General features: G+C 62.9%; 21 protein-coding genes and 1 riboswitch. Of the genes, 2 read left to right on the top strand and 19 right to left on the bottom strand.

Features of this window, described 5'->3' with window-relative positions; all coding sequences use genetic code 11:
* Positions 1 to 9: 9 nt before the first annotated feature.
* The 3 genes from BW970_RS14485 to BW970_RS14475 form a co-directional block, all read right to left on the bottom strand.
* The gene (locus tag BW970_RS14485) at positions 10 to 3,117 is read right to left on the bottom strand and encodes an efflux RND transporter permease subunit (RefSeq protein WP_076532625.1); all 3,108 of its coding nucleotides are present in this window, start codon (positions 3,115 to 3,117) and stop codon (positions 10 to 12) included.
* A gap of 3 nt (positions 3,118 to 3,120) precedes the next feature.
* A complete protein-coding gene (locus BW970_RS14480; protein WP_076532623.1) occupies positions 3,121 to 4,290 on the bottom strand; it encodes an efflux RND transporter periplasmic adaptor subunit in 1,170 nt (389 codons plus the stop codon).
* Positions 4,291 to 4,433: 143 nt separating this feature from the next.
* Entirely contained in the window at positions 4,434 to 5,318 is an 885-nt protein-coding gene (locus BW970_RS14475; protein ID WP_076532621.1) for a LysR family transcriptional regulator, read from the bottom strand.
* A 148-nt stretch (positions 5,319 to 5,466) separates the two neighbouring features.
* Here BW970_RS14475 and BW970_RS14470 point away from each other — a divergent pair, with 148 nt between their 5' ends.
* Complete coding sequence (locus BW970_RS14470) at positions 5,467 to 6,489, top strand: YeiH family protein (protein ID WP_076532619.1); 1,023 nt, start codon at positions 5,467 to 5,469, stop codon at positions 6,487 to 6,489.
* Between the two features lie 65 nt (positions 6,490 to 6,554).
* Positions 6,555 to 7,628: a zinc-binding metallopeptidase family protein gene (locus tag BW970_RS14465; protein WP_076532616.1), complete on the top strand. Its 1,074-nt coding sequence runs from the start codon at positions 6,555 to 6,557 to the stop codon at positions 7,626 to 7,628.
* A gap of 3 nt (positions 7,629 to 7,631) precedes the next feature.
* Here BW970_RS14465 and nrdF read toward each other — a convergent pair whose 3' ends face one another.
* The 16 genes from nrdF to BW970_RS14380 all read right to left on the bottom strand — a co-directional run bounded on the left by nrdF (position 7,632) and on the right by BW970_RS14380 (position 24,793).
* A complete protein-coding gene (gene nrdF, locus BW970_RS14460; RefSeq protein ID WP_076532614.1) occupies positions 7,632 to 8,603 on the bottom strand; it encodes a class 1b ribonucleoside-diphosphate reductase subunit beta in 972 nt (323 codons plus the stop codon).
* Between the two features lie 541 nt (positions 8,604 to 9,144).
* Positions 9,145 to 11,271, bottom strand: a complete 2,127-nt coding sequence (gene nrdE / locus BW970_RS14455; RefSeq protein ID WP_076532612.1) for a class 1b ribonucleoside-diphosphate reductase subunit alpha — start codon at positions 11,269 to 11,271, stop codon at positions 9,145 to 9,147.
* Complete coding sequence (gene nrdI, locus BW970_RS14450) at positions 11,253 to 11,669, bottom strand: class Ib ribonucleoside-diphosphate reductase assembly flavoprotein NrdI (RefSeq protein WP_076532961.1); 417 nt, start codon at positions 11,667 to 11,669, stop codon at positions 11,253 to 11,255. The genes nrdE and nrdI overlap by 19 nt, the downstream gene beginning before the upstream one ends.
* A gap of 6 nt (positions 11,670 to 11,675) precedes the next feature.
* Complete coding sequence (gene nrdH / locus BW970_RS14445; protein ID WP_076532610.1) at positions 11,676 to 11,897, bottom strand: glutaredoxin-like protein NrdH; 222 nt, start codon at positions 11,895 to 11,897, stop codon at positions 11,676 to 11,678.
* Between the two features lie 98 nt (positions 11,898 to 11,995).
* A riboswitch (cobalamin riboswitch) is annotated at positions 11,996 to 12,182 on the bottom strand.
* Between the two features lie 298 nt (positions 12,183 to 12,480).
* Positions 12,481 to 15,198, bottom strand: a complete 2,718-nt coding sequence (gene metH, locus BW970_RS14435; RefSeq protein WP_076532605.1) for a methionine synthase — start codon at positions 15,196 to 15,198, stop codon at positions 12,481 to 12,483.
* Positions 15,195 to 16,235: a homocysteine S-methyltransferase family protein gene (locus tag BW970_RS14430; protein ID WP_076532603.1), complete on the bottom strand. Its 1,041-nt coding sequence runs from the start codon at positions 16,233 to 16,235 to the stop codon at positions 15,195 to 15,197. Before BW970_RS14430 ends, metH begins: the two co-directional genes overlap by 4 nt.
* A gap of 129 nt (positions 16,236 to 16,364) precedes the next feature.
* On the bottom strand, positions 16,365 to 16,745 hold the full coding sequence (locus tag BW970_RS20770; RefSeq protein ID WP_076532601.1) for a hotdog family protein: 381 nt from the start codon (positions 16,743 to 16,745) through the stop codon (positions 16,365 to 16,367).
* On the bottom strand, positions 16,742 to 17,083 hold the full coding sequence (locus BW970_RS14420) for a MaoC family dehydratase (RefSeq protein ID WP_076532599.1): 342 nt from the start codon (positions 17,081 to 17,083) through the stop codon (positions 16,742 to 16,744). The genes BW970_RS20770 and BW970_RS14420 overlap by 4 nt, the downstream gene beginning before the upstream one ends.
* Positions 17,080 to 18,543 carry a class I adenylate-forming enzyme family protein gene (locus BW970_RS14415; protein ID WP_076532596.1) on the bottom strand — a complete coding sequence of 488 codons (1,464 nt, stop codon included), beginning with the start codon at positions 18,541 to 18,543 and terminating at the stop codon, positions 17,080 to 17,082. The genes BW970_RS14420 and BW970_RS14415 overlap by 4 nt, the downstream gene beginning before the upstream one ends.
* A gap of 18 nt (positions 18,544 to 18,561) precedes the next feature.
* A complete protein-coding gene (locus tag BW970_RS14410; protein ID WP_076532594.1) occupies positions 18,562 to 19,161 on the bottom strand; it encodes a TetR/AcrR family transcriptional regulator in 600 nt (199 codons plus the stop codon).
* Positions 19,158 to 19,949: an alpha/beta fold hydrolase gene (locus BW970_RS14405; RefSeq protein WP_076532591.1), complete on the bottom strand. Its 792-nt coding sequence runs from the start codon at positions 19,947 to 19,949 to the stop codon at positions 19,158 to 19,160. The genes BW970_RS14410 and BW970_RS14405 overlap by 4 nt, the downstream gene beginning before the upstream one ends.
* Positions 19,946 to 21,001: a branched-chain amino acid ABC transporter permease gene (locus tag BW970_RS14400; RefSeq protein WP_076532589.1), complete on the bottom strand. Its 1,056-nt coding sequence runs from the start codon at positions 20,999 to 21,001 to the stop codon at positions 19,946 to 19,948. Before BW970_RS14400 ends, BW970_RS14405 begins: the two co-directional genes overlap by 4 nt.
* Before the next feature lie 4 nt (positions 21,002 to 21,005).
* Positions 21,006 to 22,034, bottom strand: coding sequence for a branched-chain amino acid ABC transporter permease (locus BW970_RS14395; protein ID WP_076532587.1), 1,029 nt, complete (start codon positions 22,032 to 22,034; stop codon positions 21,006 to 21,008).
* 1 nt (position 22,035) lies between these two features.
* The gene (locus BW970_RS14390) at positions 22,036 to 22,758 is read right to left on the bottom strand and encodes an ABC transporter ATP-binding protein (RefSeq protein ID WP_076532585.1); all 723 of its coding nucleotides are present in this window, start codon (positions 22,756 to 22,758) and stop codon (positions 22,036 to 22,038) included.
* Positions 22,751 to 23,515 (bottom strand): ABC transporter ATP-binding protein, encoded by a 765-nt coding sequence (locus tag BW970_RS14385; protein ID WP_076532583.1) that lies wholly within the window; start codon positions 23,513 to 23,515, stop codon positions 22,751 to 22,753. Before BW970_RS14385 ends, BW970_RS14390 begins: the two co-directional genes overlap by 8 nt.
* A gap of 99 nt (positions 23,516 to 23,614) precedes the next feature.
* Positions 23,615 to 24,793, bottom strand: coding sequence for a substrate-binding domain-containing protein (locus BW970_RS14380; protein WP_076532581.1), 1,179 nt, complete (start codon positions 24,791 to 24,793; stop codon positions 23,615 to 23,617).
* Positions 24,794 to 24,835: the final 42 nt, after the last annotated feature.

Below are 24,835 nucleotides of genomic sequence, written 5' to 3'. Positions count from 1 at the left end.
AATGCCTGATCAGCGCGCCGACAAACGCCCACGGGACAAGCGGCGCACCACGACATAGAACGAAGGAACCATGAATATCCCGATGAAGGTGGCCGCCAGCATCCCGCCAAGCACACCAATGCCGATGGCATTCTGCGCTCCGGCCCCGGCGCCTGTGGCAAGGGCCAGGGGCAGAACCCCCAGAATGAACGCCAGAGAGGTCATCAGAATCGGGCGCAACCGCAGGCGCGCCGCCTCCAGCGCCGCCTGCACCGCCGTGCGGCCCTGACTTTCCAGTTCGCGTGCGAATTCGACGATCAGAATGGCGTTTTTGGCCGCCAGGCCGATGGTGGTCAGGATGCCGACCTTGAAATACACATCGTTCTGCTGGCCAAACAGCCAGGCTGCAAGCAACGCCCCCAGAACGCCTACCGGAACGGCCAGCATGACCGAGAACGGAATCGCCCAACTTTCATAAAGCGCAGCCAGACACAGGAACACGACCAGAACCGACAGGGCATACAGGAACGGGGCCTGGGCGCCTGACTGACGCTCCTGATAGCTCAGATCCGTCCATGCCACACCCCAGCCGCCATTCAGGCCAGCGACCAGATCCTCCATCACCTCCATAGCCTCGCCCGACGAGACACCGGGCGCAGGCGCACCGGAAATCGACACTGCCGGCAGTCCGTCGATACGTTGCAGGCTGGGTGTGACCGGCGCCCAGTCAATACTGGTAAAGGCAGAGAACGGCACCATTTCACCCTGGTTGTTCCGGGCATACCAGGTTTCGATATCTTCGGGCTGCATCCGCCCGGATGCCTCGCCTTGCACGATCACCGGACGCAGCCGGGTTCCCATCTGGAAATCGTTGACCTCGCGCCCGGCGAAGATGATCGACAGCATGGTATTCACCGAAGTCAGCGAAACCCCCAGCGCACCGGCCTTTTCCTGATCAATCGTCAACCGCAGCGCGGCCTTTTCCTCGGATGCGCCCGAACGGACGGATGTCAGACGGTTGTCCGCGGTTGCCGTCGCGGTCAACTGCGCGGCTGCCGCGAACAGCGCGTCGGTCCCGATACCCGCCTGATCAATCAGATACATGGAAAAGCCCGACGCAGTCCCCATGCCGGGAATGGCGGGGGGCTGCGTAAAGAACACCCGCCCGGCACGATGCGCGCCAAACCGGCGGTTTGCGCGCTGAACCAGCGCAGAGGCCGCCTGATCGGCCTGCAACCTGTCGTCGAAGTCGCGCAGCTTGACAAACATCATCGCCACGTTCTGACCCGCGCGCCCGAAGCTGAACCCCAGCGACACAAAGGTAGAAACGACTGTATCGCTCTCGTCGTTCAGAAGGTAATCCTCTATCTCCTGCACCACGGCCAGCGTCTGGTCGGTTGTCGTGCCTTCGGTCAGTTGGATCATCGTCATCAGGACGCCCTGATCCTCGGTCGGCAGAAAGCTGCTGTTGATGCGCCCGAACAGGTTCCAGGCGACGCCACCGATCAGGGCCAGCACAAGGATCATCGCAAACGGCCAGCGCAGCAATCCCGACAGGATCCCGCCATACCCGCGGATCCCCGCACCGAACCCGCGGTTGAAGGCACGCGCCGGCAATCCCAACCAGCCCTTGGGCGGCCCGGCATGGCGCAGCATCGTCGCGCACAGCGCAGGTGTCAGGATCAGGGCAACCAGCACCGAAAACACCATCGCCGAGATGATGGTCACAGAGAACTGCCGATAGATGACCCCTGTCGATCCGCCCATGAAGGCCATGGGCAGAAAGACCGCCGACAGGACCAGCCCGATACCGATCAGGGCGCCCGTGATCTGCCCCATGCTTTTCTCGGTGGCTTCAACTGGCGACAGATGTTCCTCCGTCATGACCCGTTCGACGTTTTCGACAACCACGATGGCGTCATCGACCAGCAGGCCAATGGCCAGAACCATGGCAAACATTGTCAACGTGTTGATCGAATAGCCCAGTACCGCCAGCACGGCAAAGGTGCCAAGCAACACCACCGGAACCGCGATGATCGGTATCAGTGTCGCGCGCCAGTTCTGCAAGAAGATCAGGATCACCAGGAACACCAGGCCGATAGCCTCTGCCAGGGTATGCCAGACCTTCTTGATCGACAGTTCTACAAAGGGCGAGGTGTCATAGGCCCATTCCACCGCGATCCCTTCGGGCAGCGCGGGCTTCAGCCGCTCCATCGTGGCGCGCACCGCTGCGGCTGTGTCAATCGCATTCGCCCCGGTCGCCAGGTTTACCCCGAAGCCGGCCGAATTCTGCCGGTTGAAGCGCGAGCCACCGCCGTAGCTGGACTGACCGATCTCGATCCGGGCCACATCGCCCAGCCGCACGGTACGGCCCTCGGCGGTGGTGGTCAGAAGGATCCGCTCGAATTCCTCAACCGTGGCAAGCTGGCTTTGCGCAGTGATGGTCGCAGTGAATTGCTGGCCCGGCACAACAGGCTGCGACCCCAGAGACCCGACCGATACGGTCGTGTTCTGCGCCTGCACCGCCGACACGACATCGGCAGGGGTCAACAGGAATTCAGCCAGGCGCAGCGGGTCCAGCCAGATCCGCATGGCGTAGTTGGTACCGAACACATTGATGCCGCCGACACCTTCGGTCCGGTTGATCGCCCCTTCCACGGTTGTGCGCATCATGTCGCCAAGCTGAAGCGTGGAGAACCGCCCGTCTGTAGAAACCAGCGACCCAACCATCAGGATCGAATCCGACGCCCGGTTCACCCGAACGCCCGACGATTGCACCGTCTCTGGCAAACGCGAGACGATCCGCTGCACGCGGGTCTGCACTTCGTTCTGCGCGTCAATCGGCTTGACGGAATCGTCAAAGGTCAAGGTAACGCTGGCCCGCCCTTCGGCAGAGGTCGAAATGGTGTACAGCAGGCCGTCGATTCCGGTCAGGCTGTCCTCGATCACCTCGGTGACAGAGTTCTGCACGGCCTCGGCGGTTGCACCGGAATAGTTGGCGTTCACCCGAATGGTCGTCGGCGCGATATTGGGGTATTGCGACACCTGCAACTGCGTGACCGACCAGGCCCCCGCCAGCATGGTCACAATCGCCAGCACCCAGGCGAACACCGGGCGATGAATGAAGAAACGCGCCATGCGTCAGTTGCTCGCGCCGTTGGCGGCGGGTGCGATGTCACGCACGACGCCCAGACTGTCGATCGTTACCGGAACCGTCGCCACCTCCGCGCCTTCGCGCAGGTTGCTCAATCCGTCAACCACCAGCACGTCCCCCTCTTGCACACCATCAGTGACGACCCAGGCATTGTTGTGGCTGCCAGAGGCGTCGATGGCGACGCGGTGAACCTTGCCGTCGCGCACCAGCCAGACAGACAGGGTTCCGTCGGCCGAGCGGGTCGTGGCGCGTTGCGGAACAAGAATGGCCCGCGTGGTGCCCAGAGTTGTCTCCACCCGCAAGAACTGTCCTGGCAGGATGAGCCGGTCAGGGTTGTCGAAACGAATCCGCATCTCCACTGTGCCGGTGCTGGACGAAACTTCGGACCCCAGGACAACCAGTTCGCCGTCACGATTGTAGGGCAACCCGGTTTCCAGCAGCAGTTGCAGGCCGATCTGATCGCCCAGTTGCAATTTGCCCGCCGCCACCCGGTCGCGCACGCGCAACATGCCGGAACTCGAATCCGCCACATCCACATAGATCGGATCCAGGCGTGTCACCGTGGCAAGCGCGGCTGTCTGGTTTGCGGTGACAAGCGCACCGACAGACACCGCCGGCTTCCCCGCCACTCCGGCAATAGGGCTGGCGATCGTTGTGTGATCCAGGTCGATCTGCGCCGATTCCATATTGGCCCAGGCGGCCGCCAGTGTTGATCGCGCCTTGGCGACCGCGGCCTCGGCGGTTTGCAGATTGGCAGCGGTGGCCGCACTGCCCTGAAGGGCGCGATACCGCTCTGCCGTGGCAAGCGCAGTGGCAAGTTCGGCCTCGGCCCCGGAAACCGCCGCCTTGGCCGAAGCCAGCGCGGCGCGATAGGTCGCGTCTTCGATCCGGAACATCGGATCGCCCGGCTTCAGCGTTGCGCCAGGTGGATACAGTATTTCGACAATGGCGCCGCTGACACGCGGGCGGATGTCGGTCCGTTCATAGGCAACAGCGCGGCCCGGAAGCGTCCGGACATAAGGCACATCCTCATACGACAAGCGCAAGGATCCCACCTTGATCGGCCCGGAGGGCGGCCGGCCTTGCGCAACGGCGGCCACCGGAACCACGGAAAGGGCCGCAAGTATTGCCAGCAGCCGAATGATGGATCGTGTCATGCCATGCCCCACGTCGTCCCGCGCAAATTTTTACGGCCAGCCTGCGCGATTCCGTCGCCCAAGATTCAAGTTTAACGGATCAGGTCGCCGCGAACGTGGCGCGAATACGTTTCAGGCGCAATGCCGGATCTTTATTCCGGTCATCAACCACCCGTGCGCAGCAGCGCGCACAGCGCCGCCGCTGCGCGGCCCTGATGCCGGTCTCGGTGGCGGATTGCCGAAAAGACACGCGGCGGCAGATCGAACCGCGCCTCAGCCACCAGTCCCTGCGCCAGATGCGGCGCCGCCGCCCGACGGGACAGCACGGTCGCAACAGACCCGACCTCGACGGCAGCGATGCAGGCTTCGTTGGTCGGCAGTTCCAGCACCACCGACAATTTGCCATGATCAAGGCCCAGACGGTGCAGATCGGCATCAAAGGCCAGACGCGTGCCCGACCCCCCTTCGCGCAGCACCCAGTCGGTGTCGCCAAGATCTGCCAGCGTCAGCAACCGCCCATCCGCCCATGGATGGGCACAGCCGACCAGCACGACTAGGCCATCCTCCGCAACCGCCTCGGCAATCAGTTCGGGGGCCGTGACGCTTCCTTCGACAACGCCCAGATCGGCACTGCCGTCCATCACTGCCGCAACCACTGTGGTGGTATTCCCAGGCACGAATTCCAGCGCCACCTGCGGATGCAAGATCCGATAGCGCACCAGATGACGCGGCAGCCAATAGCTGGCGACCGTCTGGCTGGCCTGAACCCGCAATGTGCCGCCGATCCCGCTGCCCAGATCGGCAAGCGCGCCAGCCGCCGCATCGGCCTGCTGGATCACGGCGCGGGCATGTGGCACGAACCTCCGTCCTGCATCGGTCAGCGCGATATTCCGACCAACCCGATCAAACAGCCGCACATCATGCCGCGATTCCAGGGCCGCAATCGCCGCGCTGACGGCGGATTGCGTCATATGCAGGGCCTGCGCGGCGCGGGTCACATGCTCCAGGCCCGCAACAGCCAGAAAGACCCGCAGTTGATCCAGCGTCATCCGTCATCCTCTCGGCACAGCGTCCGTTCCGGTCGCTGATGATATTGCAGGAAATCCATCTGGATTAACGATTGGTTTGAGAAAATCAATCCGTTGGACCACATCGACCCGGTGCTGCCATACCACCGTCAAGATATCAGAGGGTCCGATGAGCGCGCCAACACGCATTTCCCACCACAACCGGCATCTTCATGCCCTGCGTGAGATCGTGCCGGGCCTGGCCCTCGCAGGAGGAATTGCCGTGGCGGCCCTGCTGCTGCGCCAGTTGACAGGGATTGGTCTCCTCAGCCCGATGATCGTGGCCGTTCTGGCAGGCCTTGCCATTGGCAGCCTCTGGCAGTTTCCCCAGAGCCTGCGGCCCGGACTTGCAGCGGCAACCCGGCCGGTGTTGCGAACCGGCATCATCCTGTTGGGCTTTCAGATCACACTGGGGCAGGTCTGGGCGTTGGGGGCGGCGGCCTTTGCTGTTTCGGCGCTGACCCTGGTTGCGACATTCCTTGCGATACGTGCAGTCGGCAAGATGTTGGGGGTCGCCGGACCCTTGACCGACCTTATCGCCGCTGGCACCGCCGTCTGCGGTGCCTCGGCGGTCATCGCCGCCAATCCAGTTGCCCGTGGCAGTGACGAGGATGTCGCCTATGCCGTCGCCTGTGTGACCATCTTCGGCACATTGGCCATGCTGACGGCCCCCTTGCTGGCCGTGCCGCTGGGACTCGCCCCCGAAGGTTACGGCATCTGGGTGGGCGCGACCGTGCATGAGGTGGCGCAGGTCACCGCCGCCGCGTTCCAGCAGGGCGATGCCGCAGGGCACGCAGGAACCGTGGCCAAGCTGATCCGCGTCATGCTGCTGGCCCCCCTGGTGCTGGCCATGGCGCTGGCACTGCGCGGCCGTGCCCGCGGAGGTGCCTCGGCCGTGCCTGTGCCGTGGTTCGTGTTCGGCTTTGTCGCGGTGATGCTGCTCAACAGCGCCATCGCACTGCCCGACTCCTTTCGTGTCGGAGCCTCGTTGCTCACCACCTTCCTGCTGTCCACGGGCCTCGCAGCGATGGGGCTGATGACGGATCCGCGGCGCTTGCGGGCGCGTGGTGCGCGGCCGCTTGCTCTGGGGGCATTCGGCTGGGTGTTCGCGGCAGGTTTTGGCTACCTCGCCGTGGTTGTTCTGGGTGTGTGAAACCGGGGCTTGACCCCTGCATCCGCACGTGCGCGATCTGGGGCGAACAACCCGGATATGCACCCATGAAACTGTTCCAATGCCAGTGCTGCGGGCAAGTCCTGCATTTCGAGAATTCCGTCTGCCTGCGTTGCGGGCGATCGCTTGGGTATCTGCCCGGACCGGACCGTATGGCGGCGGTAGAGCCCGATGGGGCACTGTGGAGAATCGCTGACGCGACCGACCCTGACGCCCGACGCTGGCGGTTCTGCCGCAACTGGGAACTGTCGGCCTGCAACTGGATGGTGCCGGTGGCAGGGGATCACGACCCGGAATACTGCGACGCCTGCCGTCACAACCGCACCGTGCCCGATCTGTCCGACCCGGAGCATCATCGCCGCTGGCAACGGATCGAGGTGGCCAAGCGGCGGCTGATCTATACCCTTGCCCATATGGGCCTGCCCCGCCCTGTCGCCGGCGACAACCACCCGGAGCCGCTGGTCTTTGATTTTCTGGCAGATGATCCGGGAAACGCGCAACGCGTCCTGACCGGCCATGCCGATGGTGTCGTAACCATTTCGCTGACCGAAGCGGATGATGCCGAACGCGAGGCGATGCGCAATCAGATGGGTGAGGCCTATCGGACCCTGCTGGGCCATTTTCGGCACGAGATCGGGCATTACTACTGGGATTTGCTGGTCCGTGATGGCGGGGCACTGGAATCGTTCCGCGCGATGTTCGGCGACGAGCGGGCCGATTATGCCGCCGCGCTGGATCATCACTATCACAACGGTGCCCCCGCCGGGTGGGAGGCAACCCATGTCTCGGCCTATGCCACCATGCACCCTTGGGAAGACTGGGCCGAAACCTGGGCGCATTACCTGCACATGATCGACACGCTGGAAACCGCAGCCTCGCTGGGCATTCATGTCGATCCGACGGTGGACGGGGACGGCGACCTGTCCACCGAAATCGACTTCAACCCCTATCGGGTGCGGCGCATCCAGCGGCTTCTGGCGGCCTGGCTGCCGCTGACCGTGGCGCTGAATGCCATGAACCGCTCGATGGGCCAGCCAGACCTGTATCCTTTTACCCTGCCTGACCCTGTGCAGCGCAAACTGGCCTTTGTGCACGACCTAGTCGCGGCCCGGCGGGGATAGGGATCAGAAATCCCAGTCGTCGTCCTCTGTCGCCACGGCCTTGCCGATGACATAGGACGACCCCGAACCGGAAAAGAAATCGTGGTTCTCGCTGTCGGGCGACAGGGCGGCCAGAATGGCCGGGTTCACCTCACAGGCGGCAGGCGGGAACAGCGCCTCGAACCCCAGGTTCTGCAACGCCTTGTTGGCGTTGTAATGCAGGAATGCCTTTACATCTTCGGTCAGGCCGATCCCGTCATACAGCTCGGCGGTATATTTCACCTCGATGTCATACAGATCAAAGATCAGCGCAAAGGCAAAATCCTTCAGCTCCTGCCGCTGCGCCTCGGGCAACTGCTCCAGCGCACGCTGGAACTTGTAGCCGATGTAATAGCCATGCACCGCCTCGTCGCGGATGATCAGGCGGATCAGGTCGGCGGTATTGGTCAGCTTGGCACGGCTGGACCAGTACATCGGCAGGTAGAAGCCGGAATAGAACAGGAAGGATTCCAGGAACACGCTGGCGATCTTGCGCTTCAGCGGGTCTTCACCGGCCCGGTACTTTTCCAGCACGATCCGCGCCTTGGCCTGAAGATGCGGGTTCTCCTCGGACCAGCGGAACGCCTCGTCCACCTCTTTGGTGGAACACAACGTCGAAAAGATCGACGAGTAAGACCGCGCATGGACCGACTCCATGAAGGCGATGTTGGTCAAACACGCCTCTTCATGCGGGGTTGCCGCATCGGGCATCAGCGAGATCGCCCCGACCGAGCTTTGCAGCGTATCCAGCAGCGTCAGCCCGGTGAACACCCGGATCGTCAGCGCACGCTCTTCCGGGCGCAGAGTGGCCCAGCTTTGCACGTCATTCGACAGCGGCACCTTTTCCGGCAGCCAGAAATTCACCGTCAGACGGTTCCAGACCTCCAGGTCCTTGTCGTCCTGCATCCGGTTCCAGTTGATTGCTTTCATTACGGTTTTTTCAACCGAGTCTCTCATGGAAACCTCTGTGGATGTTTGGATCAAGGCGGGAATCTACCCTTGCCCCAAACTATCATGCCGAATGCTCACTGCAAGACGAACGAAAGCAGATTTCTTCTATATGATGTGACTGGAGGATTTTGGAGCGCAACATGTTGATATGTGCGGGAAGAAATTAATCTCCCCGCACAACGATCACTCAGGTACAAGAATTGGCCACGCCCGCTTCCCGAACGCCGAAGCGTACAGGATCTGGCCAGTCGAAGGACACCGACGCCAAGAGCGATAGATGTACTTCATGCCAGGCGGGGGCGGAGGAAGCTGATGCTTCACAGGTCCACCTCCTATGGTCTGAGCCAACTCCGGAAACCGGATTGCAAAACATCCTCAGTCGAAGTACCGTTAACTCCTCTTGGAGATAGCGGTTTCTCTGAGAGCGCTAAGCGCCGCTTGGCTCTCTTTCAGCGACATCGAGATCTTGTGGCGCCCGGGTCGCACCCCGGGCGTCACTCATCTCAAATTTTGGGCCTGAACCGCCGAGGCGAAGCAAGCCTTCTTCTCACAACGTACAGGACACGCAGCCCTGCACTTCGGTGCCTTCCAGAGCGGTCTGGCGCAGGCGAATGTAGTAGATCGTCTTGATGCCCTTCTTCCAGGCATAGATCTGCGCCCGGTTGATATCGCGCGTCGTTGCCTCGGACGGGAAGAACAGCGTCAGGCTCAGGCCCTGGTCCACATGTTCGGTCGCGGCGGCATAGGTGTCGATGATCTTTTCCGGGCCGATCTCGTAGGCGTCCCTGTAGAACTCCAGGTTCTCGTTGGACATGAAGGGCGCGGGATAATAGACGCGGCCGATCTTGCCTTCCTTGCGGATCTCGATCTTGGCCACGATCGGGTGGATCGAGCTGGTCGAATTGTTGATGTAGCTGATCGACCCCGTCGGCGGCACCGCTTGCAGGTTGCGGTTGAACATGCCGTGGGTCATGACGTCATCGCGCAGCGCGGCCCAGTCGTCGCGGGTCGGCAGGGTGATCCCCTCGAACAGCCGCGCCACATCGGGCAGCGCGGGCAACCAGTCGCGGGTGGTGTACTTTTCAAAGAACGACCCGTCGGCGTATTTCGACTTGTCGAAATCCTTGAACGTTGTGCCCCGCTCTTGCGCCAGCAGGCACGAGGCCCGGATGGCATGATAGGCCACGGCAGCGAAATAGACGCTGGTGAACTCGACCCCCTCGGGGCTGCCATAGTGGATGCGTTCGCGAGCAAGGAACCCGTGCAGGTTCATCTGCCCCAAGCCCACCGCGTGGGCCTCGTCATTGCCGCGGCGGATCGAGGGCACGGCGTCGATGGCCGACATCTCCGACACGGCCGTCAGCGCCCGGATCGAGGTTTCGACAGTCGCGCCGAAATCGGGGCCATCCATGGTAGCGGCAATGTTCAGCGAGCCGAGGTTGCAGGAAATGTCGGTGCCCAGATGGCTGTAGGACAGATCCTCATTGAACTCGCTGGCCTCGTTCACCTGCAGGATCTCGGAGCACAGGTTCGACATGCTGATCCGGCCCGCGATGGGGTTGGCAGCGTTCACCGTGTCTTCGAACATCACATAGGGATAGCCGGATTCGAACTGAATCTCGGCGATGGTCTGAAAGAACTCGCGGGCGTTGATCTTGCGTTTCTTGATGCGCTTGTCGTCGACCATCTCGCGGTATTTCTCGGTTACCGAGATTTCCGAGAACGGCACGCCATAGACCTTTTGAATGTCGTGGGGCGAGAACAGATACATGTCCTCGTTCTTCTTGGCGAGTTCGAAGGTGATGTCGGGGATCACCACGCCAAGGCTCAGGGTCTTGATGCGGATCTTTTCGTCGGCATTCTCGCGCTTGGTATCCAGAAAGCGCAGGATGTCCGGGTGATGCGCGTTCAGATAGACGGCACCGGCGCCTTGCCGCGCGCCCAACTGATTGGCATAGCTGAAGGAATCCTCCAGCAGCTTCATCACCGGAATGACACCCGAGGACTGGTTCTCGATCCCCTTGATCGGCGCACCCGCCTCGCGCAGGTTGGTCAGCATCAGCGCCACGCCACCGCCACGCTTGGACAGTTGCAGGGCCGAGTTGATGCTGCGCCCGATGGATTCCATGTTGTCTTCCAGCCGCAGCAGGAAGCACGAGATCAGTTCGCCGCGCGACTGCTTGCCCGCATTCAGGAAGGTCGGCGTCGCAGGTTGGAACCGGCCCGAGATAATCTCTTGCATGAAGCTCATGGCCAGCGCCTCGTCGCCGCGCGCCAGCGCCAGCGCCACCATGACCACCCGGTCCTCATAGCGTTCCAGATAACGTTGCCCGTCGCGGGTCTTCAGGGTGTAGCTGGTGTAGTATTTGAACGCGCCCAGAAAGGTGGGGAAGCGGAACTTGCAGGCGTAGGCTTCGTCCCAGATGCGGCGCTGGAAGTTCTTGGAATACTGGTCCAGCACGTTGGCTTCGTAATAGCCTTCGTCCACCAGATAGCGCAGCTTCTCATCCAGGTTATGAAAGAAAACCGTATTCTGATTGACGTGCTGCAAGAAGTACTGCCGTGCTGCCATACGGTCGGCGTCAAAGCGGATTTTCCCTTCGCCGTCGTACAGGTTCAGCATCGCGTTCAGCGCGTGATAGTCGAGCGTCGGTTTCACGGCGCTGTCAAGCATTCCATCCCCCAGAATTTTTCCAGCCCGGCGCGAACGCGGGCAACATCGGTTTCGGTCCCGGCAAGCTCGAACGCGTAGAGCACCGGGACATTGCATTTCTCTGCGACGACCCGGCCTGCCAGCGCATAGGTCGCGCCAAAGTTCCGGTTGCCGCTGGCGATAACACCGCGCAACAGGGCGCGGCGTGCAGGGTCATTCAGAAAGCGGATCACCGGCTTGGCCACCGCGCCTCGTCCCATGCCGTCCGCATAGGTCGGGCAGATCAGGACAAAGGGCGCCTGGGGGTCAGGCATCGGCTCCTCCGGCCGGGTCGGTATCCTCTGGGCGGGCAGTCCAAGCTGCGCCACAAAGCGCGCCGTATTGCCCGAACCCGAGGAGTAATAGACCAACCCGCCCATGGCGGATCAGGACAACTGGCCGATCATGTCCGGGCGGAACCCGGCCCAATGGGCAGCACCGGCCACCACGACGGGCGCCTGACGATAGCCCATCGACATGACCATCTCCATGGCGTCGGTATCTTCGGTCAGATCAATCACACTGTAGGACAGGCCGCGCGCGTCAAGGGCGCGGGTCGTGGCGGTGCACTGGACGCAAGCGGGCTTGGAATACACGGTGATGGTCATGGCCTCTGTCCTCGGCTCGGTTTTTGGATGCGGGGCGCAGGGCAGCCATCGGGCCGGCACGCAGCCAGCCTGACAACACCCCACGCCCACCGCGTGGTTTGGTCGTTCCTGTCGCGGCAGGTCTTCTGGCTTGCAGGTCAACACGCAACCGCCCTTCCCAGGGCAGCGCCCCAGTGGGATTTTCGGTCTTGCTCACCGCTCACAGCTACGGGGGTAGCGCCGGATTTTCACCGGCTTCCCTTGTCGTCCTGAGTCGCCCCAGGCACCGCGACCCCGCCATAAAGACACCATATGTAGGGGGCGTCAACCGAGATTAACGCATCAGTAGTGTCTCGAGAGCAAGATGGGTATCGACTGTGCCTTGGTTGCACAGGTGCGACAGACCCCGTTTGCGGCAGTTCACAACCGCCATCGCTGTGCGAAAAACGGGGCCCATCCGGGGGCGCGGGACAACGCGCGCACCGACCCAAATAGCGCCGAACACCGACCGATTCCACCCCACAACCAGCGGGGTGGCAGATCTTTTCCGATGCGCCTGCATCTCCGGTCTTGCCGGAAGGCGGGCACAAAGGCCCCCGCCGGATCAGGCCGCCGTCTGGGCGGACGCAGCCGCAGCGGGGATATAATTCAGCACCGGCGCCAGCCACCGCTCTGCCTCGGCCAGGTCCATGCCCTTGCGGCGGGCATAATCCTCAACCTGATCACGCTCCACCTTGGCCACACCGAAATAATAGCTGTCAGGATGTCCGATATACAGACCCGACACCGACGACCCCGGCCACATCGCCATGCTTTCCGTCAGCGTAACACCCGTTTGCGCTTCGGCATCCAGAAGGCGGAACAAGGTCAGCTTTTCGGTATGATCGGGCTGGGCCGGATAGCCGGGCGCCGGGCGGATGCCCTTGTAAGGTTCGCCGATCAACTGCTGCGGCGTAAAGGTCTCGTCCGCCGCATATCCCCAGAATTCGCGCCGCACCCGTTCATGCAGCATTTCGGCCATGGCTTCGGCAATACGGTCGGCCAGCGCCTTGACCATGATCGCCGCGTAATCGTCGTTGGCCCGTTCATACCGGGCGGCAATCTCGGATTCCTCGGGCCCCGCAGTCACCACGAAGGCGCCGACCCAATCGGGCTGTCCGACAGGTGCCACGAAATCCGACAGCGCAAGGTTCGGGCGGCCATCGCGTTTCGAGGTTTGCTGGCGCAGCGTGTGCAGCGTTGCCAGCTCTTGCGAGCGGTCCTCCCCGGTGAACAGGCGTATGTCGTCACCAACGGCATTGGCGGGCCAGAAGCCCACAACGGCGCGGGGCCTGAACCAATGTTCCGCGACGATGCGGGCCAGCATCTCCTGCGCTTCGGCGAACAGGGCGCGGGCGGCCTCGCCCTGCTTTTCATCCTCAAGGATGCGGGGATAGACGCCCTTGAGTTCCCATGTCTGGAAAAACGGTGTCCAGTCGATGTAGCGGGCAATCTCGGCCAGATCCCAATCCTCGACCACGCGCGCGCCCGTAAATGTGGGTGCCGTGGCGGCATGGGCCGCCCAGTCGATCTTCATGGCATTCGCGCGCGCGGCGATCAGCGGCAGGCGTTGCTTGGCGCGTTCGGCGCGTTCGTGGCGTTCGGCGACATCCACATATTCGGCGCGGATGCTATCGACATAGGTCGATTTCTGCGTCGGGCTAAGCAGTTGGCTGACCACCCCCACCGCACGGCTGGCATCGGTGACATAGACCGCCTGTGACCGGGTATAGCGCGGTGCGATCTTGACGGCCGTATGCACCTTGGAGGTGGTGGCCCCCCCGATCAGCAGCGGAATGTCGAACCCCTCGCGCTCCATCTCGGCGGCCATGTGGACCATTTCGTCAAGGCTGGGGGTGATCAGACCGGACAGGCCGATCACATCGACATTCTGCTCCCGCGCCACCTGAAGGATCTTTTGCGGCGGCACCATCACGCCCAGGTCGATGATTTCATAGTTGTTGCAGGCAAGAACGACGCCCACGATGTTCTTGCCGATGTCATGCACATCGCCCTTCACCGTCGCCATCAGCACCTTGCCGGCGGATTCGCGCCCCTCGCCACCGTTCAGGCGCTTTTCCTCTTCCATATGGGGCAGCAGGACGGCAACGGCCTGTTTCATGACACGGGCGGATTTCACCACCTGGGGCAGGAACATCTTGCCCGCGCCGAACAGGTCGCCCACCACGTTCATACCCGCCATCAGCGGGCCTTCGATCACATGCAGCGGGCGCTCGGCGGCCAGCCGCGCCTCTTCGGTATCCGCCTCGATGAATTCGGTGAGTCCGTTGACCAGCGCATGTTCCAGCCGCTTTTCCACCGACCAGTCGCGCCATTTCAGATCGCGGACCTTCTCCTCGCGCGCGCCGCCCTTGAAACGGTCGGCAATCTCCAGCAGGCGTTCGGTTCCGTCGGCGCGGCGGTTCAGGACCACATCCTCGCAGGCGTCGCGCAATTCGGGATCTATCTGGTCATAGACCGCCAGTTGCCCGGCATTGACGATACCCATATCCATGCCAACCTGAATGGCGTGATACAGGAACACCGCGTGCATCGCCTCGCGCACCGGCTCGTTCCCGCGAAAGCTGAACGACAGGTTCGACACACCGCCCGAGACATGGGCATGGGGCAGGTTCTGGCGGATCCACTGGGTCGCCTGAATGAAATCGACACCGTAGTTGTTGTGCTCCTCGATCCCGGTCGCCACGGCAAAGACGTTGGGGTCAAAGATGATGTCCTCGGGCGGGAAATCCATCTCGTCCACCAGGATGCGGTAGGCGCGGGCGCAGATGTCGATCTTGCGCTGATAGGTATCGGCCTGTCCGGTTTCATCGAAGGCCATCACGACAACGGCAGCACCATAGGCCAGACACAGGCCCGCTTGGTGGCGGAATGCGTCCTCGCCTTCCTTCAGGCTGATCGAGTTGACGATCGGCTTGCCCTGCACGCATTGCAGTCCGGCCTCGATCACCTCCCATTTGGAGCTGTCGATCATCACCGGCACGCGGGCAATGTCGGGTTCGGCCGCCAGCAGGTTCAGATATTCGACCATCGCTGCCTTGGAGTCGATCAGCCCCTCGTCCATGTTGATGTCGATGATCTGGGCGCCGTTTTCCACCTGATCGCGGGCCACCTCCAGCGCGGCGGCATAGTCGCGGTTTGTGACCAGCTTGCGAAAGCGCGCCGATCCCGTGACGTTGGTGCGTTCCCCGATGTTCACGAACGGAATGTCGGGCGTCAGGACAAAGGGTTCCAGACCGGACAGTCGCAGATAACGGCTCATGCGGGCACCTTGCGCGGCGGGAAGGGGGCGACAGCCTCGGCAATCGCGCGGATATGGTCGGGGGTGGTGCCGCAGCAGCCGCCCACCACGTTCACCAGCCCTTCGCGGGCGAAATCAGCCACCTGAACGGCGGTATCCTGCGGGCCTTCGTCATATTGGCCAAAGGCATTGGGCAGGCCGGCATTGGGATAGGCGCAGGTAAAGGTCTCGGCGACGGATGCCAGTTCGGCGATATGCGGGCGCATGGCAGAGGCCCCCAGCGCACAGTTCAGCCCCACGGTAAAGGGGCGCGCATGGCGGACGGAATTCCAGAAGGCCGTAGGCGTCTGCCCCGACAGGGTGCGCCCCGACGCATCGGTGATGGTGCCCGAAATCATCAGCGGCAAACGCGCGCCATGTTCTGCAAACGCCTCGAAACAGGCAAAGATGGCAGCCTTGGCGTTCAACGTGTCAAAGATCGTCTCGATCAGGATCAGATCGGCCCCGCCTTCGATCAGTCCGCGCACCTGCTGGCCGTAGGCTATGCGCAGGTCATCAAAGGTCACGGCCCGATACCCCGGATTGTTCACATCGGGCGACAGCGAGGCGGTGCGGTTCGTCGGCCCCACGGCCCCGGCGACAAAACGCGGGCGCCCGTCGATGGCGGTCGCCCGGTCCAGCGCCCGGCGCACGATGCGCGCGCCATCGGCGTTCAGGTCATGGACCGCCGCCTCCAGCCCATAATCGGCCTGTGCAATGGTCGTGGCCGAAAAGGTGTTGGTTTCCACGATATCGGCGCCCGCCATGGCGTATTTGAAGTGAATCTCCTCGATCGCCTGTGGCTGGGTCAGGATCAGCAGATCGTTGTTGCCCTTTTGCGGGTGGTCGGAATGGTGTCGGCAGGCGCAGCCGGACCCATGCCCGGTATAGTCCTCCTCGGACAGGCCAAGCTGCTGGATCTGCGTGCCCATGGCGCCATCAAGGATCAGGATACGCTCACGCGCGAGGGTCTGAACCTGTTCGAAGGCGGCGGTGCGGGGGAGGTGGAAATTGAACATCAGACTGCCGGTTATCCCTGGGATCGACGCAATCTATACCACCGGGGCGAAAAAGACCAATTCATGTTTCTCCACAAGATCATGAGTCATGGCGCATATACATGCGCGTCCGCGCAACGGCCGCTGCGGTCAGTCAACCGTCGAAGGACCAAGCAACATCAACGCGCGACCGGCGCAGATCAACCGCCCCTCGGCGCCATGGCAGGTGCAGGCAAGATCGACCAACCGCTTGTCCGGCCGCAGCCGCACAACCTCGACCGTTGCGGTCAACCGCTCCCTCAGTTGCGCGGGCGCATGGTGATGCAAGCTCTGCTTAAGCCAGCCGGTTCCCGGTCCGGGCAGGCGGGTTCCCAGCAGGCAGGAAAACAGGGCGCCCACCAAAGGTTCCGGGACCATCCCGCTCAGCCCTGTATCGTCATCCGGCCGCATATCGGCGAGCACGGAAAAACCGGATACGTCCTGCGGCCCGAAGGCGCGGGTCAGGCTGGCGCGATCCCCCACCCGGATCATTCAGCCAACTCCCATCGCGCCAGACATACGGCTGTTCCATCGGTCCGTCGCGCTTCGGCCATCACGATCGGGCCCTGCGACACAAGCGTTAGTCGTAGCGGTTCACCTGCATAGGCGGGGTTGGGAAACATCAGTTCCACCGCCTGCGCCTGACCAAGTCCTGCCCGCTGCGCCATCGCCCAGAGACGCGCATGGATCAGCATTCCATGACAGACAGGTCGCGCGAAGGGATGTGTCGCCGCATAGCCGGGATCCGTATGAATCGGGTTGTCATCGCCGGACAGGGCGGCAAAGGCGCGAAAATCCTCCAGGGTCGGAATCCAGTCGGCGCAAATCATACCTGCGCCTTCAATACCGCCTTGCGGATCTTGCCAGAGGGCGTGCGGGGCAGGTCCGCCACAAGCCGCACATCGCGCGGGATCTTGAACGCGGCCAGATGGTCGCGGCACCACTGACGCAAGATTTCGGGCGTCGTCGTCCCTGCCGCATTCAGAATGACAAAGGCAATACCAGCCTCGCCCCATTTTGCATCCGCCGCGCCGACGACCGCCGCCTCTGCCACGGCGGGATGAGCCGCCAGCACCTGTTCCACCTCGGCGGGCCAGACATTTTCGCCGCCTGAAACGAACATGTCCTTCAGCCGGTCAACAATCGTATAATAGCCATCCGCATCGCGGCGGGCGACATCTCCGGTTCGCAGCCAGCCATCATGGAACGCGGCCTCTGTCGCCGACGGGTTGCCGTAATAACCCGGCGTGATCGTGGCGCCGCGCATCAGCAGTTCGCCCTCGCCCGGCTGGTCGTCCGGCACACCATCCAGACGGGCCTCGGTCAGCATCTGCGGCTTGCCAACCGATCCGACACGGGTCAAAGCCGCCTCGGTGTCGATCAGAAAGCCGGTCGGTCCGGTCTCTGTCATGCCGAACCCGTTGCGAATGACCGCGCCCTGTTCGGCAAAGCGGCGGATCAGATCGCCCGGCAAGGTGGCGCCACCGGATGCAAGCCCTCGCAAGCGCCCCAACCCGGCCGCATCAAGCCCCGGATGCGCAGCAAAGGTCTGCCAGATCGTCGGAACGCCAAAAAACTGGGTCACACCGCCCGACGCAATCAGTTCCAGCAGCCGATCCGCATCGAAACGGGGCAGGATATGGCTATGCCCGCCCCATTGAAACAAGGGCAAGGTGAAGAGGTTGATCCCCGCAGTATGGAACAGCGGCAGATAGCATACGGACTGGTCCATCGCGGTCAGTCCCATGGCCTGCGCCAGGTTCACCGCCACCGCCTGCGCCATTCGGGGGGTCTGGATCACCGCCTTCGGCGCCCCTGTGGTGCCCGATGTGAACAACAGATACCACGGCGCATCCTCGTCCAGCGCGGCAATCATCGGGGGGGCCTCGGCCAGGGCAAAGCCCCCGGTCGGCCGCATCGCCAGCCGCGGCAGGTCGGGCGCCAGCGCGGCAGCCATACCGTAATGGTCAACATCGTGGATCAGTGCCGAAATCCCGACCGATGCCGCAACCGCGCGCATCTCCAGCAATGGTGCGCGCCAGTTCAACGGGCAAAGGATCACCCCGGCCTTGGCTGCGGCGAACAGGGCGACAAACCCCTCTGCCCGGTTGAAGCACAACAACCCCACCCGCGCGCCCTGCCCCAACGGTCTTAGCGCCGCAGCCAGCCGGTTGGCCTGATCATCGACCTCGCAAAAGGTCCAGGAACGCCCTGTCGCATGATCGGTAAAGGCCCGCGCATGGGGTGTCAGCGCGGCGCGGCGGGCGGAAAGGTCGGGCGCAATCGCCATGTCTCCGTCCTCTGGATCTCAGGAACGCAGACCCCGTTCCAGCATGTCGAACACCTCGGCCACCACCGCATCGCGGTCGGCCTGCGGATTGCGCTGACCGTAGCGTTCCCCCAGCGTGACCGCCAGCCCCATCAGCGCCCAGGCCCGTATTTCCGCATCGCCCGGACGTATCGTGCCTTCTTTTGCCGCCGCTCCGAGATTGCGGGCGTAGTTGCGGGCAAAGGCCGTGAAATAGGCGTCATAGCTTGGGGGATCGACGAACCGTGCCTCTTCCACGATGTTGTACAATGTCGGGCGCGTGGCCGCGATCTCCAGGAATGTGCGCAGGCCGATCCGCTCGGCCTCCAGCCGGTCGCGGGCGTCCACGACCGCCTCGGAAATCGTCCGGCGGGTAAAGCGCCCCATCTCGGCCACCAGTTCGCGGAACACCTGCTCCTTGCCATCAAAGTAGATATAGAACGTGCCTTGCGCGATCCCGGCGGCGCGGGTGATGTCCGCGATCGACGCTGCGGCAAAGCCGCGCGCGCCAATCACCTCTTCCGCAGCCCGCAAGATCGCGTCGCGGGTGTCGCGGCCCCGTTTGGTGGCGGGTTGGCGAGGGCTGGCAGAGGTGGTCATTCGGGAACCTGACAGGCAAAGGCCGCGATCGCGGCGGCGGTTTCAGACGTGCGCTCCAGATGCGGGGCATGGCCGGCGCCCATCAGCCGCAGCGCCTTGCCACGCGGCGCGGCCTGGGCAAGCCAGTCGGCACAGGCCGGGGGATATACCCGGCTTTGCTCGCCGTGAACAGCCAACAGGGGAACGGGCAAGCGGCACACCGCCTCGCGGCAATCGGCCTCGATCAACGACGACCAGAACCCGGCCATCACCGCGCTGTTCTGCGAGCCGATCAGCCTGCGCGCCTGATCCAGTCCAAAAGCCGGGGCGCCGGCATCGGATGCAAATATCCCCGAGGCCAGCGGCAGGACAGCCGACATCCAGTCGCGCCGGAACCAATCCGCGCGGGACCGGATACGCGCGGCGGACTGACCGGACATCGGATAGGCCCAGCCGTCGCCAGGCAGCGGACGTGGGCTCATGTCCAGACTGATCATGCCGCGCACCGGACCCCGCCCATGCCGCGCCAGCCAGTGCCAGCCCATCAATGCCCCCAAGGACCAGCCGACCAGTACCGTGGGCACGCCATCGGACAACAGATCGGACAACATCGCCTCTGCGCCGCACAGATCCGCCGGATACCCCGTCGTTCCGCCATGCCCCGGCAGATCCGGCGCAACGCAGGCAAAGCCCGGCAAGGACGCCGCCAGCGGGCCCATCACCTCGCCACGCATTGTCCAGCCGTGCAGCAGCACCAGCCGGGGCCCGCATCCCCAGTGTGTGGCATGGATATGCCGTGCCGCTGTCATCCCCGCGCCCGCAACCGGCCCACGATACCGGACGGAAAGAAATAGACCGAAAGGATGAACAGCACCCCCAGCCACAGCAGCCAGCGATCAGGGTTGAGCAGATCGGGCACCAACGGCAATGCCGATGTGGCGTCAGAAGCCGATTTCATAAGGTTCTGCAGATAGTTCTGCGCCAGCACAAAGATCGTTGCCCCGACCACGGCCCCCCAGACCGTGCCCATGCCACCGATCACCACCATCAGCAGGATGTCGATCATGATTTCCGAGGACAGCGTGGTATCCGGGCCGACATAGCGCAACCAGATCGCGAACAGCGCCCCCGCCAGCGCGGCGATTCCCGCCGAAAGGCAAGTGGCGACGGTGCGGTAGATCACCACACGGTAGCCAACGGCCTCTGCCCTGAACGCATTCTCGCGGATTGCCTGCAACACCCGGCCAAAGGGCGAATTCACCACCCGCAACATCAACAGGAACAAGACCGTACAGCTAACGAACACAAGGTAATAGTTCAGGATCCGGCCGGTGATCCGGGTTCCGAACACCTCTGTCTCCAGCCGGAACGCAGGGGTCAGTTCGCGGGGGATCTGGATGTTCATTCCATCTTCACCCCCGGTGAGCCAGGACAGTTGCGACACCAGGACCGCCACGGCCGAGGCCACCGCCAGGGTGATCATCGCAAAAAAGATGGCCCGCACCCGCAAGCTGAACAGCGCGATCACAAAGGCCACCGCGACGGCAACCGCCGTGCCCGCCAGTGTCCCGCTGGCCAAGGCACCCCAGGTGCGCCCCATGTTCGACGTCGCGATGGCAACGCCATAGGCGCCAAGGCCGAAAAAGACGGTATGCGCAAAGCTCACGATCCCCGCATATCCCAACAGCAGATCGTAGCTTGCCACCAGGACGATGAAGATGGCGATCCGGGCCGCCACTTCAAGCGACCTGGTGCCAGGGAACAGAAAGGGTGCCAAGGCCAGCGCCAGGAAGATCGCGCCAACGATCACCGACAGGACGAGCGAACGCGGGCCATCGCCCGACAACAGGAAACGCACCATCGCCTTACACCTTGATCACAGGAGACATGCCTTGCGGACGCCACATCAGGATGGCGACCATCAGTGCAATGTTGGACACAAGCGCCGCCTTGGGTTCGACGAATGCGACATAGTTCTGCATCAGACCGACCAGCAGCGCACCGATAAAGGCGCCCTCGACGCTGCCCAGCCCGCCGATGATGACGACGATAAAGACCAGAACCATGATTTCATTGCCCATATGGGCCGTGATCAGTTCCTGGTACAGCGCCCACATGATACCGCCGAGCCCCGCCAGAGCTGACCCCGCGATAAAGACCCCGATGAACACGCGCTGGATGCGATAGCCCAGCGCCTGGACCATTTCACGGTTCTCCACGCCGGCGCGGACGATCAGGCCGATCTTGGTGCGGCGCAGAACCAGCCGCATGGCGACAAAGACGGCAGCGCCAAAGACCACCGCGACCAGACGGTATTTCTCCATCGTGGCCCCGAACACGGTGACAGCCCCCTTGAGCATCTCGGGCCGTGCAATGTGAATTTCCCTTGGCCCCCAGATGACATGAATAAGCTGCTCTGCAACGATCAAGCCGCCCATTGTAACCAAAATCTGCTTCAAATGAGCACCATAGACGGGTCTGACGATCACCCTCTCGAATCCCCAGCCAAGGATCCCGGTCACCCCCATGGCCGCCAGAACCGCAGCCAGCAGCGCCAGCAGGTTGAGGGCAAGCGAGGGCACCCCCGTCATGCCCCCCAGCGCGATGAGCACCGAAACACCCACGAAGGCACCGAACGAGATAAAGGCGCCGTGGCCGAAGTTGATGATGTCCATCAGGCCGAAGATCAGCGTCATGCCGCTGGCGATGACAAAAATCATCATGCCCATCGCAAGGCCGGACACGGTCAGCGTCAGCCAACTTGTCGGATTGCCGACAGCCAGAAAGCCGATGGCGATCAGGGCGGGCACCAGCAGGACGGGAATCCATGGCTCCATGCGCACCGCCAGGGGGGGGCGCTGCATGATCGGAGTATGGTCAGGGGCGGCGGTCATGTCAGGCGTGCTCCATGCTCAGGCCCATCAGGCGTTCTTGCAGGCTGGCGTCGCTGGCCAGTTCCGCCATCGCGCCGGACCAGATGATACGGCCATCATCCATCACCGCCGCATGATCGCCCAATGCCTTGGCCAACTTGAAATTCTGCTCCACCATCAGGATCGTCGCTCCTGCCAGTTTCAGATCGCGCAGCGCGCGCGCAAGCGTCGAGACAATGGCCGGTGCAAGCCCCTTGGACGGTTCGTCGATCAGATACAGCCGACGCTCCTCGATCATGGCGCGCGCGGTGGACAGCATCTGCTTTTGTCCTCCCGACAGATTGCCTGCGGGGTTCTTCCAGAAGGTGCGCAATGGCGGAAAGACCGAGAAGATCCAGTCGAGCCGCCCCTGGTCGATCGGCCCCGCGACAGCGGCCAGGGTCATGTTCTCTTCGACTGTCAGATTTGCGAAGATGCCCATATCCTCCGGAACCAGCGCAACGCCCTTGCGTGCAATGGTTGCCGGAGGCTGGCGCGCGATGTTCTCGCCATCCAGCAGGATGTCGCCGGAATGCGGCTGCCAGAGACCGATGATGGTGCGCAGGGTGGTGGTCTTGCCTGCGCCATTTCGGCCCAGCAGCATGGTCACTTGTCCACGTGGCACGTCCAGATCCACGCCGTGCAGGATATGGTACTGCGCAATATCGGTCTTGACTGCGCGCAACGACAAAAGCGGGTCAGACATCCTCGATCTCCCGGCCCATATAGGCCTCTTGCACGATGTCGCTCGCCATGACTTCGGCGGGATTGCCATCGGCAACCAGCGTGCCGTTGTGCAGCACCACGATGCGGTCTGCGAGCGCGCGGATCACATCCATCTTGTGTTCGACCAACAGGACGGTGGCTGCCGGATCGGCCTTGATTTCCGCAATCAGGCCCAGAATGACAGGGGCCTCATCGACGCTCATGCCTGCGGTTGGCTCATCGAACATGTAGATCCGCGGTCTCAGCGCCAGCAGCAGAGCGACCTCAAGCTTGCGCTGATCGCCATGCGGCAAGGCGCGCACCAACTGATGCGCCTGCGACGACAGGCGCACACGGTCGAGGATGTCTTCGGCTTCGGCGGTCAGATCCCGACGGCTGGCAGCCATCGTGAGCAAGCTGAGCCCCGCGCCGCGCCGCGCCTGCACGACAAGCCGCACGTTTTCGAGCACGGTCAGCGCCGGAAACAGGTTGGTCAGCTGAAACGCACGTCCGATACCGGCATGGGTGCGCGCCGCAACCCCAAGGCGGGTGATGTCCCGCCCGCCCAGCATCACCTGCCCGGAGCTTGCGGCAATCTGCCCGGAGATAAGGTTGAACCAGGTGGTTTTGCCAGCCCCGTTCGGGCCGACAATGGCGGTCAGTTCTCCTGGCCGAAAGGCGCAAGAGACAGCGTTGACGGCGACATGGCCGCCAAAGCGCACCGTAAGCGCGCGTGTTTCGAGCGATGGGGATGACATGGGGACCGTTGGTCTGGCCGAAAGGCCGGGGGCGCCGCCCCCGGACCCCCGGGGTATTTCAGGCAAGATGAAACAGGGCGCGGGCGCCCTGCCCCATATTCAGCGCTTGTTGCGGATCGGAACGTTCATTTCCTCGATCGGAATTTCACGGACCAGTTCCGGGATGCCCCATTCAACATTCGGATCCACCTTGATCTTGAAATGATACATGGCCTGCATTGCCTGATGGTCTTCGGCGCGGAAGATCATCTTGCCTTTGGGGGTGTCGAACTCCATCCCCTCCATGGCCGTGATCAGTGCCTCGGTATCGGTGGATCCGGCTTTTTTCAGCGCCTCGACTGCCGCCATGCCTGCGGCCATGCCGCCTGCGGTGAAGAAGTCAGGAGGTGTGCCGAAACGGGCCATGTGTTCCTTGACCAGCCAGTCGTTGACGGGATTCTGCGGGATTTCGTAGTAATAGTAGGCTGCCCCTTCCATGCCGGGGAATTCCTTATAGGCCTTGAGTGCCTCGAGGATATTGCCGCCGGTGGCGAGTTCGATGCCGAAACGGCCCGGATCCATCGCTTGCAGCTTGGACATCGGATTGTTGGCGCCCGCCCAGATGATGAAGATGCGCTTTTCGCCTTCGAGATCCTTCAAGGCATTGAACATACGCTCGCCAAAGGCCGTGAAGTCGGTGGTATCGGTGGGTGCGTATTCCTCGGCCACCAGCTTGGCGGGGGTGTCTGCCAGCGCCTCGCGGAAGGCCGCGATGCCATCACGGCCAAAGGCGTAGTCCTGCGCAAAGGTCACGATGTTGACGCCTTCGCGCCCCAGCGCCACGGCATTCGATATGGCATCCTGCGAGGAGTTCCGCCCGGTGCGGAAGATATAGCGGTTCCATGCCTCGCCCGTGACGCTATCGGCCACCGCAGGTTCGACTATGAGGATCTTTTCAAACTCTTCCGCGACCGGAAGCATGGCCAGCGCCACGCCGGAGCCGACCGGCCCGATGGCGATATCCGCCTCGTCGTCGCCAAATGCCTCGGCCAGCATGGCGCGGCCGACATCCGGTTTCAGCTGGCTGTCCTTCTCGATCACCACGATCTTTTCGCCGTTCACCTCGAACGTGCCGCCTGTGGCATATTCCAGCCCCAGCATCAGCCCGTCATGGCTTTGCTTGGCATAGGCCTCCAGCGCGCCGGTCTTGTCATACACATGGGCGATCTTGATATCGGCCGAGGCGGGCAGCGCCCAACCCATCAGGGCCGTCATGGCGACGGCAAGATGCAGTTTCATAGTGTCCTCCCTACAACATGACGTCTGATTCATGTTTCACAA

Origin of the sequence: Gemmobacter megaterium (assembly GCF_900156815.1) — a bacterium.
Taxonomy (GTDB): domain Bacteria; phylum Pseudomonadota; class Alphaproteobacteria; order Rhodobacterales; family Rhodobacteraceae; genus Wagnerdoeblera; species Wagnerdoeblera megaterium.
The sequence above is the reverse complement of the archived record's forward strand: the minus strand, read 5'-3'. Positions and strand labels throughout refer to the sequence as shown.

What these genes read in the sequence shown, in the direction of transcription:
- BW970_RS14485 (WP_076532625.1), bottom strand. Translation starts at nt 3,117, where the DNA reads ATGGCGCGTTTCTTCATTCATCGCCCGGTGTTCGCCTGGGTGCTGGCG.
- BW970_RS14480 (WP_076532623.1), bottom strand. Translation starts at nt 4,290, where the DNA reads ATGACACGATCCATCATTCGGCTGCTGGCAATACTTGCGGCCCTTTCC.
- BW970_RS14475 (WP_076532621.1), bottom strand. Translation starts at nt 5,318, where the DNA reads ATGACGCTGGATCAACTGCGGGTCTTTCTGGCTGTTGCGGGCCTGGAG.
- BW970_RS14470 (WP_076532619.1), top strand. Translation starts at nt 5,467, where the DNA reads ATGAGCGCGCCAACACGCATTTCCCACCACAACCGGCATCTTCATGCC.
- BW970_RS14465 (WP_076532616.1), top strand. Translation starts at nt 6,555, where the DNA reads ATGAAACTGTTCCAATGCCAGTGCTGCGGGCAAGTCCTGCATTTCGAG.
- nrdF (WP_076532614.1), bottom strand. Translation starts at nt 8,603, where the DNA reads ATGAGAGACTCGGTTGAAAAAACCGTAATGAAAGCAATCAACTGGAAC.
- nrdE (WP_076532612.1), bottom strand. Translation starts at nt 11,271, where the DNA reads ATGCTTGACAGCGCCGTGAAACCGACGCTCGACTATCACGCGCTGAAC.
- nrdI (WP_076532961.1), bottom strand. Translation starts at nt 11,669, where the DNA reads ATGGGCGGGTTGGTCTATTACTCCTCGGGTTCGGGCAATACGGCGCGC.
- nrdH (WP_076532610.1), bottom strand. Translation starts at nt 11,897, where the DNA reads ATGACCATCACCGTGTATTCCAAGCCCGCTTGCGTCCAGTGCACCGCC.
- metH (WP_076532605.1), bottom strand. Translation starts at nt 15,198, where the DNA reads ATGAGCCGTTATCTGCGACTGTCCGGTCTGGAACCCTTTGTCCTGACG.
- BW970_RS14430 (WP_076532603.1), bottom strand. Translation starts at nt 16,235, where the DNA reads ATGTTCAATTTCCACCTCCCCCGCACCGCCGCCTTCGAACAGGTTCAG.
- BW970_RS20770 (WP_076532601.1), bottom strand. Translation starts at nt 16,745, where the DNA reads ATGATCCGGGTGGGGGATCGCGCCAGCCTGACCCGCGCCTTCGGGCCG.
- BW970_RS14420 (WP_076532599.1), bottom strand. Translation starts at nt 17,083, where the DNA reads ATGATTTGCGCCGACTGGATTCCGACCCTGGAGGATTTTCGCGCCTTT.
- BW970_RS14415 (WP_076532596.1), bottom strand. Translation starts at nt 18,543, where the DNA reads ATGGCGATTGCGCCCGACCTTTCCGCCCGCCGCGCCGCGCTGACACCC.
- BW970_RS14410 (WP_076532594.1), bottom strand. Translation starts at nt 19,161, where the DNA reads ATGACCACCTCTGCCAGCCCTCGCCAACCCGCCACCAAACGGGGCCGC.
- BW970_RS14405 (WP_076532591.1), bottom strand. Translation starts at nt 19,949, where the DNA reads ATGACAGCGGCACGGCATATCCATGCCACACACTGGGGATGCGGGCCC.
- BW970_RS14400 (WP_076532589.1), bottom strand. Translation starts at nt 21,001, where the DNA reads ATGGTGCGTTTCCTGTTGTCGGGCGATGGCCCGCGTTCGCTCGTCCTG.
- BW970_RS14395 (WP_076532587.1), bottom strand. Translation starts at nt 22,034, where the DNA reads ATGACCGCCGCCCCTGACCATACTCCGATCATGCAGCGCCCCCCCCTG.
- BW970_RS14390 (WP_076532585.1), bottom strand. Translation starts at nt 22,758, where the DNA reads ATGTCTGACCCGCTTTTGTCGTTGCGCGCAGTCAAGACCGATATTGCG.
- BW970_RS14385 (WP_076532583.1), bottom strand. Translation starts at nt 23,515, where the DNA reads ATGTCATCCCCATCGCTCGAAACACGCGCGCTTACGGTGCGCTTTGGC.
- BW970_RS14380 (WP_076532581.1), bottom strand. Translation starts at nt 24,793, where the DNA reads ATGAAACTGCATCTTGCCGTCGCCATGACGGCCCTGATGGGTTGGGCG.